The sequence below is a fragment of the Stenotrophomonas sp. STEN038 genome (genome assembly GCF_056759895.1).
This window is the reverse complement of the sequence record NZ_JBRRDW010000008.1, coordinates 110047-125314: the sequence shown is the minus strand read 5'-3', so window position 1 is coordinate 125314 and position 15268 is coordinate 110047. Positions and strand designations below refer to the sequence as shown.

Sequence of the window (15268 nt, the reverse complement as noted above, 5' to 3'; positions counted from 1 at the left end):
GAGGGGTTCCCCGTGGGGGTGTTTGTTGGGGGATTCGGCGGGATGTTGGATATGTTTAACGACGCGGTTTGTCTGTGTTTCTCATGCGGTGAAGGTCCTTCAGCTGCGCGGCTTACGCCGCTCCTACAAAAAGCCGTGCACAGCCTCCCGCCGCTTGGTGGGAGGCTGCAGTCAATCAATCAGCGCGGCCGCCGAACTCACCGGTGGTGGTGTTCACCAGGATGCGCTCGCCGTTGACGATGTACTCCGGCACCATGATTTCCAGGCCGGTGCTGAGCTTGGCCGGCTTCGGGCGCTTGGTGGCGGTGCCGCCCTTCAGTTCCGGCGGGGTCTCGATCACTTCCAGGGTCACGTGCTGCGGCATCTGCACGGCGACCGGTTGGTCGTCGATGACCTGCACGTAGATGCCGGTCAGGCCTTCGGTGATGTAGCCGGCGTCGTCGCCGATGACCTCGGCGTCCAGGGTGTACGGGGTGTAGTCCTCGTCATCCATGAACACGAAGGCATCGCCGTCCATGTAGGAGAAGGTGGACTGGCGACGCAGCAGCTCGACTTCCGGCAGGTTGTCGTCGGCATCGAAGCTGGCATCGAGCTTGTTGCCGCCCGGCACGCTGTACATGATGAAGCGGAAGCGGACGTTGCCGCCACGGCCCTGCGGCGAGCTGCGCTCGATGTCGCGGATCTGGTAGACGCCGTTGTTGTACTCGACGACGTTGCCTTTCTTGATGTCGTTGGCTTTCATGGATTGAGCGCTGGTATCGGGGAATCGGGATGGGATATTCGCAAAACCAGAAGCGGGTCCCGGGGTTGATCGAACGGCACTTTCGCGCCGTTCCGAATCCCCAAGCCCCGCTCCGGAGTCACTTCGGTGCCAAACGTACGGCGCCGTCGAGGCGAATAGTCTCACCGTTGAGGTAGGTATTGCCAATGATGTGGCCGACCAGGCTGGCGAAATCGGCCGGCTGGCCCAGACGCGACGGGAACGGGATGGAGGCGGCCAGCGATTCCTGCACGTTCGGCGGCATGCCGTCGACCATTGGGGTCCAGAACACGCCCGGGGCGATGGTCAGCACGCGGATGCCGAAGCGCGACAGTTCGCGGGCCATCGGCAGGGTCATGCCGACCACGCCACCCTTGGAGGCGGAATAGGCGGCCTGGCCGATCTGGCCTTCATAGGCGGCCACCGAGGCGGTGTTGATGATCACGCCGCGCTCGCCATCGGCGTTGGCTTCGTTGTGCTGCATCAGCTCGGCGCCGGCCTTGGCGACATTGAAGCTGCCGACCAGGTTGACCATCACCGTACTCTGGAAGTTGGCCAGCGGCATCGCTGCTTCGCGGCCGAGCACGCGGCCGGCACCGAGGATGCCGGCGCAGTTCATCACCACGTTCAAGCCGCCCAGGAATTCACGTGCGGCGGCCAGATTGGCGGCCACGCCGGCTTCGTCGGTGACATTGGTGGTGAAGTAGTGGGCATTGTCGGCGCCCAGTTCGGCGACCGCTGCGGCGCCCTTTTCATCATTGAGGTCGAACAGGGCGACCTTGCCGCCATTGGCAACCAGGAACTGGGCGACGCCCAGGCCAAGGCCGGAGACGCCGCCGGTGATGACGGCACGAACGGAAGACAGCTGCATTGGAACAATCCTGCTGAGTGATCCGCCGATTCTAGCTGATGCCGATCCGCGCCCAGCGGGCGTGATCAGACCTGTGGCACCGGGCCTGTCATGTCAGCCCGGGTGAGCTGCCGGCTGAAGTCAGGCGGCGACAGGCCGGGTGCGAACAGGAAGCCCTGGCCGACCGGCACCCCCAGCTCCAGCAGGAACTGGCGCTGCGCCTCCGACTCGATGCCCTCGGCCACCAGTCCCAGGCCGAGGCTGCGGGCGATGCCGCAGACCGCCTCGCAGACGGCGACATCGGAAGGGTTGTCGGGGACGCCGCTGATGAACAGTTGGCTGAGCTTGAGGCCGTGGATGGGTAGGGTGCGCAGGTAGTTGAGCGCGCTATAGCCCTCGCCGAAGTCGTCGATGGTCAGCACCACGCCCATGGCACGCAGCTCGGCAAAGGTGCGCAGGGTCGCCGGGGCGTCTTCGATCAAAACCCGCTCGGTGAACTCCAGTTCCAGCGCGCTGCCGGGCAGGCCGTAGTGGTCCAGCACCTCGCGTACCTGGCGCGCCAGGCGATCGCCACTGAACTGGCGGTAGGAGACGTTGATCGCCACCCGCATCATGCCCAGGCCTTCGCGCTGCCATTCGCGGATCTGCCGGCAGGCTTGGTGCAGCACCCATTCACCGATACGGACGATGTCGCCGGTGTTTTCGGCGTGGCTGATGAAGATGTCCGGGCGGAGCTCGCCAAGCTGGCGGTTGCGCCAGCGGATGAGTGCTTCGCAGGCAATGATCTGGCCGCTGCGCAGATCCACCTGTGGCTGGTAGACCAGCCGGAATTCGTCGCGGTCCAGCGCCTTGCGCAGGCGCCGCTCGATCTGCAGCCGGTCACGTTGGCGGCGTGCCAGTTCCGGCGAGAACAGCTGCCAGCCGTTGCGGTCGCGGCGCTTGCACTCGTACATGGCCAGGTCGGCGTTCTGGATCAACTGCTGCGGTCGCACGCCGTCCTTGGGCGCGCGGGCGATGCCAATGCTGGTGGTGACCGGGAACTCGTCCTTGCCGAACTGGAATGGCGGGACAAAGGCGCGGGTGATGGCTTCGGCCAGCTTCTCGGGACGTCCTGGCAGCTCGCGGGCGTCGCAGGTCACCACGAATTCGTCGCCGCCGAAGCGGGCCAGCAGGCCCTCGGTGCCGATCGCATCGGCAATACGGCGGGTTGCCTCGATCAGCAGCAGGTCGCCGGCGTTGTGGCCAAGCACATCGTTGACGGTCTTGAACCGGTCCAGATCGATGTAGAGCACGGCGACCTCGGCGTGCGAGGGATTGCTCAGCCGGGCTTCCAGGTCGGTCAGTGCGGCATCGCGATTCATGATGCCGGTCAGTGGGTCGGTGCGGGCCTGGTTCTTGAGGGTCTGCTCGGCGTGCTTGGGCTCGGTGATGTCCTGCAGGGTGCCGGCGATGCGGGTCGAGGCGAGGTCGCCGAGCTCCACCTCACCGATCATCCTGATCCAGAAGCTGTGGCCGCTGGCGCGTTGGCCCTGCAGCTCCAGCTCGAAGCCGGTGCGCTGCTCGACCACGCGCTCCATGGCATCGCGCAGTTGCTGGCGCGACAGGCTGCTCAGGCAGGCCAGCAGTTGCTCCAGGTCGGTGGGGGGCGATTGCTGGCCAAGAATGCGCTGCGCCTCGCCGGTGAGGTAAAGACGCAGCTGGCCGCGATCCCACTCCCAGCCGCCGATATGCGCCAGCGATTGGGCGCGGTCGAACAACGCGTGGTCGCGCTTGAGTTCGGTGATGTCACTGAACAGGGAAAATACATGGTCGGGCAGGTCGCAGCCGGCCGAGAACACCGGCACCGTGGTGATCGAGATCCAGATCATCCGCCCGTTGGGGCGGTGGTACAGGCCGATGATGGTGCTGGGAATGGTCCTGCCTTCGGCAAAGGAACGGGTTACCGGCCACTGCTCGGGCCGTAGCCGGCGGCCGTGCTCATCGACGCTGATCCACTCGTCGCTGTGCAGTGGCACCTTGGCCGGGGCAATGCTGCCGAGGTTGAAAATGCGGTGTGCCGCGGGATTGGCGGAAATGATGCCCAGGTGGCGGTCGAACAGCATCACCCCCTTGTCGATCGACTCCAGCAGCAGGCGGTAGCGCGTTTCGGCCTGCCAGCGTCGGCTCAGGTCGCGGGCGACGGCAACAATGCAATGCGCGTCGTCATGCTTGATGGTGGCCGAGTGCACCTCCACCGGAAAGCGGCTGCCGTCGCCGCGCATGTTGGTGACTTCCACTACATAGGTTTCGCCACGGTTGAGGGTTTCCCAGACCGGCTCAAGATGATCGGCGGGCAGGTCGGGGTTGAGCAGCTCGATGGGCTGGCCGACGATCTCTTCGCGGGTGCGGCCATAGGCGCGGACCCCGGCGCTGTTGACGTCCAGTACCACGCCGGTAGCGCTGAGAATGCTGACCGGGTCGGGTACCGCATTGAACAGGGCGGCGTAGCGGCGTTGTGCCAGCCGCCGCTCGGCCATGGCCTCGGTCAGGGCTGAGCGTGCAGCGAGCAAGGCCTGCTGCAGGCTCAATGGCAAGGGTTGTAGCAGTGCCTGTTCCAGTCCAGCCAGCGCGTCGACATGCGCGGCGCGGTGATCGCCGTCGTCAGATATCCCAAGCTGGCTGGTTCCGGTCATGACACTGTCAATGCCCTTCCTGTCTTGCTGCCTGTCTGCCGGCCCAGTCGTTCTGCGAGCCAGTTCCCCGTAGCGGCCAGCGCCGGCAGATCCACGCCGGTACGCATCCCCATGCCGTGCAGCATGTAAATAACATCTTCGCTGGCGACATTACCACTAGCACCGCGCGCATAGGGGCAGCCACCGGTGCCAGCCACGGCCGAATCCACCACCCGCACACCTTCCTCCAAGCAACTGGCGATATTGGCCAGGGCCTGCCCATAGGTGTCGTGGAAATGCACGGCCAAGGCCTCTATTGGCAATTCCGCGGCCACTGCCTGCAGCATCGCGCGGGCCTTGAGCGGGGTGCCGACACCGATGGTGTCGCCCAGTGATATTTCATAACAGCCCATGGCGTGCAGGCGGCTGGCAACGCGCACCACATCGGCCAGCGGCACCTCGCCCTGATACGGGCAGCCCAAAACAGTGGAGACATAGCCGCGCACCTGCACCCCATCGGCCTTGGCCCTGGCCAGGATCGGCTCGAAACGCTGCAGCGACTCGTCGACGCCGGCATTGGTGTTGGTGCGGTTGAACTGCTCGGACGCCGCGGTGAACACGGCAACCTCGCTGACGCCTACCGCCAGCGCGCGTTCGTATCCCTGTTCGTTGGGTACCAACACCGGGTAGCTCACACCGGGCCTGCGCCGGATGCCGGTGAAGACCTCGGCGGCATCGGCCAGCTGTGGCACCCATTTGGGGCTGACGAAACTGGTGGCTTCGATGCTGCGCAGGCCGGTTGCCGAGAGCCGATCGATCAGCTCGATCTTGTCGGCGGTTGCAACCTGCTGTTTCTCATTCTGCAGGCCGTCACGCGGGCCTACTTCGACAATACGGACGAAATCATTCATTGAGCGGTCTTTGACTGGAGGCGGGCGCGGGCTGTTCGTGGGCAAGGCTTACTGCGCGGCCCAGCGGGGAGGGCGCTTCTCAAGGAAGGCGGTCAAGCCTTCGCGGCCTTCGTCGGAAGCGCGCAGGGCGGCGATCAGGCCGGCATTGGCGCGGTCCAGTCCATCGCGGTCACCGATGGCGGCATGTACCTCGCGGACCAGTACCTTGGCCGAGGCGGCCGCAACCGGGCCTGCCTTGCTGAGCAGGCTGAGCTGGGACTGTACGGCGGCATCCAGCGCATCGGCGGCGACCACCTGGTGGACCAGGCCAATTTGCTGTGCGGTAGTGGCATCGAAATGCTCGCCAGTAGCAAACCAGCGCCGTGCCTGACGTGGACCGATCGCGGCGATGACATAAGGGGAGATCACCGCCGGCAGCAGGCCAAGGCGGCTCTCGGTGAGGCCGAAGCGGGCACCTTCGGCGGCAATGGCGATATCGCAGCAGGCGATCAGGCCGACGCCGCCGCCGAAGGCCGCACCCTGAACGCGGGCGATGGTCGGCTTGGGCAGCTCATCCAGGGTACGCATCAGGCCTGCCAGTGCCAGCGAGTCGATGCGGTTTTCCTCCTGGCTGGCGGTCGCCATGGATCGCATCCACTGCAGGTCGGCGCCGGCCGAGAAGGACGGCCCGGTGCTGGCCAGCACCACGGCCCGTACGGCCGGGTCGGCACCCAGGCTGGACAGGGTTTCGGTCAGGGAACGAATCAGCGCCGCGTCGAAGGCGTTGTGCAGGTCCGGCCGGTTCATGGAAAGGGTCGCTACCGCGCCCTGGTGCTGCACGAGCAATGCATCGCTCATCGGTAATGCCTGTTTGAACGGAAATCCCGCGAATCATAGCGGTGCAGGGGTGGGACGCCATGACGCAGCGCGGCGATGCTAGAATTGATAACCATTCTTATCACCACTCCATAGGCGCTATTCAGTGACGTTGTCAGATTTGCCGCTGCATGCTTCAGCGCGCGTAGAAAGCGTTCAGGACCTGCATGCAAACGACGCAATCGCGCGCCGTCTGCGCGAGCTGGGTTTTGTGAACGGAGAGGAAGTCCGCTTGGTAGCACGTGGTCCGGTCGGCGGTGAGCCGCTGCTGTTCCAGGTGGGTTTTACCCGTTTTGCGCTGCGTCGTAGCGAGGCCGCGCGCGTCCAGATCCGCGCCGAAGGAGCACAGGCATGAGTACCGCTATTGCCCGGTTGGCGTTGGTTGGCAACCCGAACAGCGGCAAGACCGCACTGTTCAACCAGCTGACCGGCAGCCGCCAGAAGGTGGCCAATTACACCGGCGTCACCGTCGAGCGCAAGGAAGGCCGCATGCGCGGGCCGTCCGGGCAGGAGTACGCGGTGCTGGATCTGCCCGGTGCCTACAGCCTGCATCCGGCCAGCCTGGACGAGGCCATCACCCGTGACCTGTGCCGGGGTTTCTATCCGGGCGAGGCTGCCCCGGATGCGCTGATCTGCGTGATCGACGCGACCAATCTGCGCCTGCATCTGCGGTTCGCGCTGGAAGTGCGTGAGCTCGGCAAGCCGATGGTGGTGGCGCTGAACATGGTCGATGCAGCCCGCAAGCGTGGCATCGAGATCGACGTCCCGGCGCTTGAGAAAGCCTTGGGAGTGCCGGTGGTGGAAACCGTCGCGGTGCGCCACAACGGCGCACGCGCGCTGGTCGAACGCATCGATACGCTGATGCCAAAGCTCGATGCCATGCCGGTGCATGCGGTTGAACCCGGTGCCGACTACCACGTGCAGGTGCGCGACATCCTTGCCTCAGCGGTGCGCATGCCTGCGCCCACTGCAAAGATAGACGACGCGCTGGACCGTTGGTTGCTGCACCCGGTTTTCGGTTTGCTGACGCTGGCTGTGGTCATGTTCCTGATCTTCCAGGCGGTGTACGCCTGGGCTACGCCATTGATGGATGGCATCGAAGCGGCCTTTGGCTGGCTGGGGCCGGTGGTGGCCGAGAAGCTGCCGGAAGGGCCGCTCAGCAGTCTGCTGGTGGACGGCATCATCGCCGGTGTCGGTGGCGTGCTGGTGTTCCTGCCGCAGATCCTGATCCTGTTCGCCTTCATCCTGGCATTGGAGGAATCGGGCTATCTGCCGCGCGCTGCCTTCCTGCTGGACCGGATGATGGCCTCGGCTGGTTTGTCCGGGCGTTCGTTCATCCCGCTGCTGTCGAGCTTCGCCTGTGCGGTGCCGGGCATCATGTCGACCCGCTCCATCCAGGACCCGCGTGATCGCCTGGCGACGATCCTGGTGGCGCCGCTGATGACCTGCTCGGCGCGCCTGCCGGTGTATGCCTTGCTGATTGGCGCCTTCATCCCGGCAAAGACCGTGTGGGGCGTGTTCAATCAGCAGGGTCTGGTGCTGTTTGCGCTGTATCTGGCTGGCATTCTCAGTGCGCTGGTGATGTCGTGGACGATGAAGAAATTCCGTCGCGACAAGAGCGAGCATCCCTTGATGCTGGAGCTGCCGTCCTACCGCCTGCCCAATCCGCGCGATCTGCTGGTTGGCTTGTACGAGCGCGCGATGATCTTCCTCAAGCGCGTGGGTGGCATCATCCTGTCGCTGACCATCCTGCTGTGGTTCCTGCTGTCGTATCCGGGCGCGCCCGAGAACGCGACCATGCCGGCCATTGATTACAGCTTCGCCGGCCAGATTGGCCATGCGATGGCGGTGATCTTCGCGCCGCTGGGCTTCAACTGGCAGATCTGTATCGCCTTGATTCCCGGCATGGGTGCGCGTGAAGTCGCGGTGTCATCGCTGGCCACGATCTATGCCTTGTCGGCTGCCGATGACGATGCCGCGATCCAGGCGCTGACGCCGGTGATCAGCGATGGCTGGACCTTGGCGACTGGTTTGTCGCTGATGGTGTGGTTCATCTACGCGCCGATGTGCATCTCGACTCTGGCCACCATCAAGCGCGAGACCAACTCTTGGAAGCAGATGGCCTTCGCCACGGTGTATCTGTTCGGCGCGGCCTATCTGGCAGCGTTCGTCACCTACCAGGTGGCGGTGGCGCTGGGAGCCGGCTGATGGACAAGGGCCTGCTGCTGCAATACCTGATCATCGCCGTGGCGGTGCTGGTCAGTGCCTGGGTGGTGCTGAAGAAGCAATTCCCGGGGGTATTGCGCAAGCTGCGCGGCCTGCTGGCGCTGTGGCTGGTGAAGCCGCAGCGTTCACCGCGACTGCAGGCCTGGGGGCGGCGTCTGGCGCCGCCTGCAGCGAGTGCTGCGGGCGCGTGTGGTGGCTGCAACAGCTGCGGACCAAGCGAGCCCAAGCAGCATTGAGCGAAACGAAAGCACCGGGTAACCCCGGCGCTTTTCTGTGGGAGCGGCGTCAGCCGCGAAGCTCGGGCACCATCGATCGGCACAAGGCCGTAGCCCGGGTGAGCTGGGCGCACGTGGGGCCGTTGGCGGGCAGTCCGAGAGGCCAGTAAATCATTGTCCGCGGGTGCGAGACGCTTGCCCCGGGCTACAGTCCCGGCAGCGCAGTGCAGGCCATGTGTATCGGCTGTACACTGGGCACATTGCAGGAAGCAACCAGGGAAAGACATGAAGTCATTGATTGGCGTTGTGATGTTGGTCGTAGTACTGGCCGTGGGCGGATCGGTGTATCTGCGTGGCGGCAACAAGATCACCGAGTCCCAGGTGCGCGCGCTGTACCTGCGCGCCGATAAAGCGCTTGCAGCAGGCGACGACAAGCCGCTGTGCGAGATGTTGTCGAAAGACTATGTGCAGACCACGGTAACCAAGACCGAAACCCAGCAGGCCGAGCAGCGCTATGACAGGGAGCAGTACTGTGCCTCCTTGGCTGAAAGCATGAGTCAGCTGCGCCAGTTCCGGGAAACCTTCGGTGGTCGCATGCCGCTGCGCTACGAGCAGAAGGTCAACAGCATCAGTATTGCCAGCGATGGTCGTTCGGCCGAGGTCGAGGTGTCGGCCATTGTTGAAATGGCGGGCGTCCGCATGGTCAGTCGCGGCCGCGACACCGTGGAGCGCAGTCGCTGGCGGACCTATATGACCGGCAGTCGTGCGATTACCCATGTCGGCAGGATGTAATTCCGCGCTGTGCGCTTGTGCGCCGGGCCGGTGAAGCGTTAGCGTGCGGGCATGAATACGACTCCAACCCGTTTGCTGATCCATGGCGCCTCCGGGCGCATGGGCCAAGCCCTGCTGCGTCTTGCGGCAGAAGATCCCTCGTTGCAGGTGGTTGCTGCGGTGGTGCGCAAACCGCCAATCCAACGCGTGATCGACGGCATTCCGCATTTCGCTGCCAGCGAGCTGTCTGGCGCGCCGGCATTTGATGTGGCGATCGATTTCAGCCTGCCGGAGGGTTTTGACCCGGTGCTGGCGCTGTGCGTGGAGCGCGGCGTGGGCCTGGTGTCGGGCACAACCGGCATCAACGAGGCGCAACAGGCCGCTTTGGCCGTCGCCGCGAGCAAGGTTCCTCTGGTTTGGGCGACCAACTTCAGCCTTGGTGTCGCGGTGCTGGCCGAGCTGGTCGAGCGGGCAGCGGCGGCATTGCCGGGCTGGGACTGCGACATCGTCGAATCCCACCATGTGCACAAGAAGGATGCGCCTTCCGGCACCGCACTGACGCTGGGCGAATCGGCCCAGCACGGCGGGGCGGAGCCGCGCTACGCCAGCCTGCGCGCCGGCGACATCATCGGCGAGCACTTCGTCCAGTTCACCGGGCTGGGCGAGCGGGTGGAGCTGGTACATCGGGCCACCAATCGCGATATTTTTGCGCGTGGGGCGCTGCATGCGGCCAAGCAGCTGCGCCATCGCGGCCCGGGGCAGTACCGTGTGCGTGACCTGGTCGGCGCATCCACGCAGGCCTGAGAAAGCTGAATTCGCAGCGAATTCTCCCGGAACGTGGCTTTTGTCACGTCTGAACAGCTGAAGGAAGGCAAACGGGGCGCTGGCGTTGGTGTCCCCTTGCCTTTACAATTCCGGCTCGCCGAAACACGTTAGCCGGACCGGTTCCCAGACCGCCGTCCGCGCTTTTTTGCAACCGGTTTTTGACCGTGAACGCAGGCGTGGCTTCGGAGTCCCCCGGTAGCCAAAGTGAGATTCCCGTGACCCAAGCCGCAATTCTCGTGCTCGAAGACGGCACCGTATTCGAGGGCGAATCCGTAGGCGCGCCCGGCCTATCCGTGGGTGAGGTGGTGTTCAACACCGCCATGACCGGTTACCAGGAAATGCTGACCGATCCGTCCTACGCCCGGCAGATGATCACCCTGACGTACCCGCATATCGGCAACACCGGTATGAACGACCAGGACGACGAAGCTTCCAAGGTATGGGCATCGGGCCTGATCGTGCGCGATGTGCCGCGCCGCCCAAGAAACTGGCGTAACCAGGTATCGCTGCAGGATTGGTTGATCCAGCGCGGTGTGGTGGCCATCTCCGGCATCGACACCCGCAAGCTGACCCGCATCCTGCGTGAGCGCGGCGCCCAGAACGGCGCGCTGATGGCTGGCCCCGACATCGATGTCGAAAAGGCGCTGGAAGCCGCCCGCAAATTCCCCGGCCTGAAGGGCATGGATCTGGCCAAGGTAGTCAGCACCGACACGTCCTACGGCTGGACCGACGGCCAGCTGGACCTGGACCGTAACGAATTCGTACGCGCCGAACCGAAGTTCAAGGTTGTGGCCTACGACTTTGGCGTGAAGACCAACATCCTGCGCATGCTGGCCGAGCGCGGCTGCGAGCTGACCGTGGTGCCGGCACAGACTCCGGCTGCCGAGGTACTGGCACTCAAGCCGGACGGCGTGTTCCTTTCCAACGGCCCGGGTGATCCGGAACCCTGTGACTACGCCATCAGCGCGATCAAGACCTTCGTCGAGCAGAAGGTTCCGACTTTCGGTATCTGCCTGGGCCACCAGCTGCTGGGCCTGGCTGCAGGCGCCAAGACCATGAAGATGGGCCACGGTCACCACGGTGCCAACCACCCGGTGCAGGACATCGACGACGGCCGGGTGATGATCACCTCGCAGAACCACGGCTTCGCCATCGACGAAAGCGTGCTGCCGGCCAATGTGCGGGTCACCCACCGCTCGCTGTTCGACCAGACCATCCAGGGCATCGCGCTGACCGATGCGCCGGCGTTCTCCTTCCAGGGTCACCCGGAAGCCTCGCCGGGCCCGCGTGACGTGGCACCGTTGTTCGACCGCTTCATCACCCTGATGGAAGGGGCCAAGGCGTGAGCAAGGCGCGCTGGCTGATGTTGCCGGCGCTGCTGGCCACCTCGGTGGCCAGCGCGGCGCCAGTGACCGCACAGGAGATCCGCGATCTGCTGCCGCTGACCGGCTTTGAGCGCATGGGCAATGATGCGGCCACGTCCATGTTGGCCAATGTCACGCTCTTCCCGCAGATTCCGGCAGCACAACGCGAGTGCCTGGCCACGCCGATCGGCGAGGTGCTGAATGAAGCACTGGTGGATCGCCTGGTCGCCAATCTTGGCAACGACGGCCAGCAGCACCTCAAGCGCTGGCAGGCGTTCTACTCGAGCCAGGGCGGCAAGCGCATGGTCGCGACCCAGCGCCAGATGATGTACGGCACGGCGTTGCCCGCCGAGTTCGAGGGTGAGCCCAGCGAACTGGAGCGCAAGCAGGTAGGCGAGTTCATGGCCAGCGGCTCCTATGAAGCCTTGGGCGCCGTGCTTGCGGAGCTGGGTGCCATGCCCGATGGCCTGCCGCTGCGCCTGAGCGAGCGCATCCAGAGCCAATGCGGTGTCACGATTGATCCAGAAGAGTTTTCCTGATCGACAGCGTGCGATCACTTCCCCCAGACACGCTGTACTGACTTAGAGAAGAAAATGCCAAAGCGCACCGACCTAAAAACCATCCTGATCATCGGCGCTGGCCCGATCGTCATCGGCCAAGCCTGTGAGTTCGACTACTCCGGCGCGCAGGCGTGCAAGGCGCTGCGTGACGAGGGTTACCGCGTGGTGTTGGTGAACTCCAACCCGGCCACGATCATGACCGACCCGGAGATGGCCGATGCCGTCTACATCGAGCCGATCAACTGGCAGACGGTCGAGAAGATCATCGACAAGGAGCGCCCCGACGCGCTGCTGCCGACCATGGGTGGCCAGACCGCGCTGAACTGCGCGCTGGACCTGGCTGACCACGGCGTGCTGGAGAAGTACAACGTCGAGCTGATCGGTGCCAAGCGCGAAGCCATCCGCATGGCCGAAGACCGCGAGCTGTTCCGCGTGGCGATGGGCGAGATCGGTCTGGAATGCCCGACCGCCGCCGTCGCCCATACGCTGGAAGAGGCGCTGGAAATCCAGACCCGCGTTGGCTATCCGACCATCATCCGTCCGTCCTTCACCCTCGGCGGCAGCGGCGGCGGCATCGCCTACAACCGCGAAGAGCTGATCGAGATCGTTGGCCGCGGCCTGGAGCTGTCGCCGACCACCGAAGTGCTGGTCGAAGAATCGGTGCTGGGCTGGAAGGAATTCGAAATGGAAGTGGTCCGCGACACCGCGGACAACTGCATCATCGTCTGCTCGATCGAGAACCTCGACCCGATGGGCGTGCACACCGGTGACTCGATCACCGTGGCACCGGCACAGACCCTGACCGACAAGGAATACCAGCGCCTGCGCGATGCCTCCATCGCCGTGCTGCGCAAGATCGGCGTGGATACCGGCGGTTCGAACGTGCAGTTCGGCATCAGCCCGACCACCGGCCGCGTGGTGGTGATCGAGATGAACCCGCGCGTGTCGCGTTCCTCGGCGCTGGCTTCCAAGGCCACCGGCTTCCCGATCGCCAAGGTCGCCGCCAAGCTGGCGGTCGGCTACACCCTGGACGAATTGAAGAACGAAATCACCGGCGGCCTGACCCCGGCCTCGTTCGAGCCGTCCATCGATTACGTCGTCACCAAGATTCCGCGCTTCGCCTTCGAGAAGTTCCCGGCCGCCGACGCGCGCCTGACCACCCAGATGAAGTCGGTGGGCGAGGTGATGGCGATGGGCCGCACCTTCAAGGAATCGCTGCAGAAGGCGCTGCGTGGCCTGGAAACCGGCAAGGTCGGCCTCGACCCGACCGAGCTGGACCTGGGCAATGAAGACGACGTCGCCACCATGAAGCGCGAGCTCAAGGCCCCGGGCCCGGAGCGTCTGTTCTACGTGGGTGATGCCTTCCGTACCGGCATGAGCGTGGAAGAAATCTACGGCCTGTCGCATATCGACCCGTGGTTCCTCGACCAGATCGAAGAAATTATTGCCGATGAAAAGCAGGTGCATGCCGAAGGCATCGACGCGCTGGACGCTGCGCGCCTGCGCAAGCTCAAGCGCGCCGGTTTCTCCGATGCACGCCTGGCACAGCTGACCGGCACCAACGAAGCCGCCATCCGTGCACTGCGCCGCGCCCACAAGGTGCGTCCGGTCTACAAGCGCGTTGACTCCTGCGCTGGCGAATTCGCCACCGGCACCGCCTACCTGTACTCGACCTACGAGGACGAGTGCGAGGCCGCGCCGAGCAATCGCGACAAGATCATGATCCTGGGCGGTGGCCCGAACCGCATTGGCCAGGGCATCGAGTTCGACTACTGCTGCGTGCACGCCGCGCTCGCCCTGCGCGAGGATGGTTTCGAAACCATCATGGTCAACTGCAACCCGGAAACCGTTTCGACCGACTACGACACCTCCGACCGCCTGTACTTCGAGCCGCTGACGCTGGAAGACGTGCTGGAGATCGTCGAGCTGGAACAGCCCAAGGGCGTGATCGTGCAGTACGGCGGCCAGACCCCGCTGAAGCTGGCGCGTGCACTGGAAGCCAATGGTGTGCCGGTGATCGGCACCTCGCCGGACTCCATCGACCTGGCCGAAGACCGTGAGCGTTTCCAGCAGCTGGTCGAGAAGCTTGGCCTGAAGCAGCCGCCGAACCGCATTGCCCGCAATGACCAGGAAGCGCTGCTGCTGGCCCGCGAAATTGGCTACCCGCTGGTGGTGCGCCCGAGCTACGTGCTCGGTGGCCGTGCGATGGAAATCGTCTACAGCGAATCCGACCTGGCCCGCTACGTGCGCGACGCGGTCAAGGTGTCCAACGATTCGCCGGTGCTGCTCGACCACTTCCTCGACGCTGCGGTCGAAGCCGACGTCGACATCATCTGCGACAAGGACGGCAAGGTCTTGATCGGTGGCGTGATGGAACACATCGAAGAAGCCGGCGTGCACTCCGGCGACTCGTCCTGCTCGCTGCCGCCGTACTCGCTGTCGGCTGAAACCCAGGCCGAACTGCGTCGCCAGGTTACCGAGCTGGCCAAGGCACTGCAGGTTGTCGGCCTGATGAACACCCAGTTCGCGGTGCAGACCGATGCCGATGGCAAGGACGTGATCTATCTGCTGGAAGTGAATCCGCGTGCTTCGCGCACCGTGCCGTTCGTGTCCAAGGCAACCGGCATGGCGCTGGCCAAGATCGCCGCCCGCTGCATGGCCGGCAAGACGCTGGCCGAGCAGGGCGCTACCAAGGAAATCGTGCCGGGCTATTACTCGGTGAAGGAAGCCATCTTCCCGTTCGCCAAGTTCCAGGGCGTCGATCCGATCCTCGGGCCGGAGATGCGTTCCACCGGCGAAGTGATGGGCGTGGGCCGCAGCTTCAGCGCCGCCTTCGCACGCGCGCAGGAAGCCGGCAGCATCAAGACCCCGCCGGTCGGCAAGGTCTTCATCTCGGTGCGCGACGCTGACAAGCAGCGCGTGATGCCGGCGGTGCAGGGCCTGGTCGAACGTGGATATTCGCTGGTTGCTACCCGTGGCACGGCCGCGTGGTTGCAGCAGCATGGCTATACCTGTGACGTCGTCAACAAGGTAGTTGAAGGCCGTCCGCACATCGTGGACAGCATCAAGAATGGCGAGATCGTCTACATCGTCAACACGACCGAAGGCCGTGCTGCGATCAACGACTCGTTCTCGATCCGCCGCGAGGCACTGCAGAACCGCATCACGTACTCCACCACCGTTGCTGGCGCCAAGGCGCTGGTGCAGTCGCTGGAGTTCCGTGGCACCGGTCCGGTGTTGTCGCTGCAGGAACTGCACAAGGAGTTGAATGCATGAGAGC

General features: G+C 64.6%; 13 protein-coding genes. 8 read left to right on the top strand and 5 right to left on the bottom strand.

Annotation, left to right across the window (positions count from 1 at the left end; genetic code table 11):
- Window positions 1-175 precede the first annotated feature (175 nt).
- From yeiP to ACVOLS_RS05320, 5 genes are all read right to left on the bottom strand, one after another.
- Window positions 176-742, bottom strand: coding sequence for an elongation factor P-like protein YeiP (gene yeiP / locus ACVOLS_RS05340; protein WP_282270790.1), 567 nt, complete (start codon window positions 740-742; stop codon window positions 176-178).
- 118 nt (window positions 743-860) lie between these two features.
- Window positions 861-1631 carry an SDR family NAD(P)-dependent oxidoreductase gene (locus tag ACVOLS_RS05335; RefSeq protein WP_481544772.1) on the bottom strand — a complete coding sequence of 257 codons (771 nt, stop codon included), beginning with the start codon at window positions 1629-1631 and terminating at the stop codon, window positions 861-863.
- Window positions 1632-1696: 65 nt separating this feature from the next.
- Window positions 1697-4282: a sensor domain-containing protein gene (locus ACVOLS_RS05330; protein WP_481544771.1), complete on the bottom strand. Its 2586-nt coding sequence runs from the start codon at window positions 4280-4282 to the stop codon at window positions 1697-1699.
- Window positions 4279-5172 (bottom strand): hydroxymethylglutaryl-CoA lyase, encoded by an 894-nt coding sequence (locus ACVOLS_RS05325; RefSeq protein WP_481544770.1) that lies wholly within the window; start codon window positions 5170-5172, stop codon window positions 4279-4281. Before ACVOLS_RS05325 ends, ACVOLS_RS05330 begins: the two co-directional genes overlap by 4 nt.
- Before the next feature lie 48 nt (window positions 5173-5220).
- A complete protein-coding gene (locus ACVOLS_RS05320) occupies window positions 5221-6009 on the bottom strand; it encodes an enoyl-CoA hydratase-related protein (protein WP_481544769.1) in 789 nt (262 codons plus the stop codon).
- 124 nt (window positions 6010-6133) lie between these two features.
- On the opposite strand from ACVOLS_RS05320, the gene ACVOLS_RS05315 reads away from it, so the two are divergent.
- From ACVOLS_RS05315 to carB, 8 genes are all read left to right on the top strand, one after another.
- Complete coding sequence (locus tag ACVOLS_RS05315; RefSeq protein ID WP_481544768.1) at window positions 6134-6382, top strand: FeoA family protein; 249 nt, start codon at window positions 6134-6136, stop codon at window positions 6380-6382.
- Window positions 6379-8235 (top strand): ferrous iron transporter B, encoded by a 1857-nt coding sequence (gene feoB, locus ACVOLS_RS05310; RefSeq protein WP_481544767.1) that lies wholly within the window; start codon window positions 6379-6381, stop codon window positions 8233-8235. The genes ACVOLS_RS05315 and feoB overlap by 4 nt, the downstream gene beginning before the upstream one ends.
- Window positions 8235-8489 carry a DUF6587 family protein gene (locus ACVOLS_RS05305; protein WP_481544766.1) on the top strand — a complete coding sequence of 85 codons (255 nt, stop codon included), beginning with the start codon at window positions 8235-8237 and terminating at the stop codon, window positions 8487-8489. The genes feoB and ACVOLS_RS05305 overlap by 1 nt, the downstream gene beginning before the upstream one ends.
- Window positions 8490-8753: 264 nt before the next feature.
- On the top strand, window positions 8754-9260 hold the full coding sequence (locus ACVOLS_RS05300) for a hypothetical protein (RefSeq protein ID WP_481544765.1): 507 nt from the start codon (window positions 8754-8756) through the stop codon (window positions 9258-9260).
- 51 nt (window positions 9261-9311) lie between these two features.
- The gene (gene dapB, locus ACVOLS_RS05295) at window positions 9312-10043 is read left to right on the top strand and encodes a 4-hydroxy-tetrahydrodipicolinate reductase (RefSeq protein WP_481544764.1); all 732 of its coding nucleotides are present in this window, start codon (window positions 9312-9314) and stop codon (window positions 10041-10043) included.
- Window positions 10044-10279: 236 nt separating this feature from the next.
- Window positions 10280-11410, top strand: coding sequence for a glutamine-hydrolyzing carbamoyl-phosphate synthase small subunit (carA, locus tag ACVOLS_RS05290; RefSeq protein ID WP_481544763.1), 1131 nt, complete (start codon window positions 10280-10282; stop codon window positions 11408-11410).
- Window positions 11407-11967 (top strand): DUF2059 domain-containing protein, encoded by a 561-nt coding sequence (locus tag ACVOLS_RS05285; protein WP_481544762.1) that lies wholly within the window; start codon window positions 11407-11409, stop codon window positions 11965-11967. Before carA ends, ACVOLS_RS05285 begins: the two co-directional genes overlap by 4 nt.
- Before the next feature lie 54 nt (window positions 11968-12021).
- On the top strand, window positions 12022-15264 hold the full coding sequence (carB, locus tag ACVOLS_RS05280) for a carbamoyl-phosphate synthase large subunit (protein WP_481544761.1): 3243 nt from the start codon (window positions 12022-12024) through the stop codon (window positions 15262-15264).
- Window positions 15265-15268 lie beyond the last annotated feature (4 nt).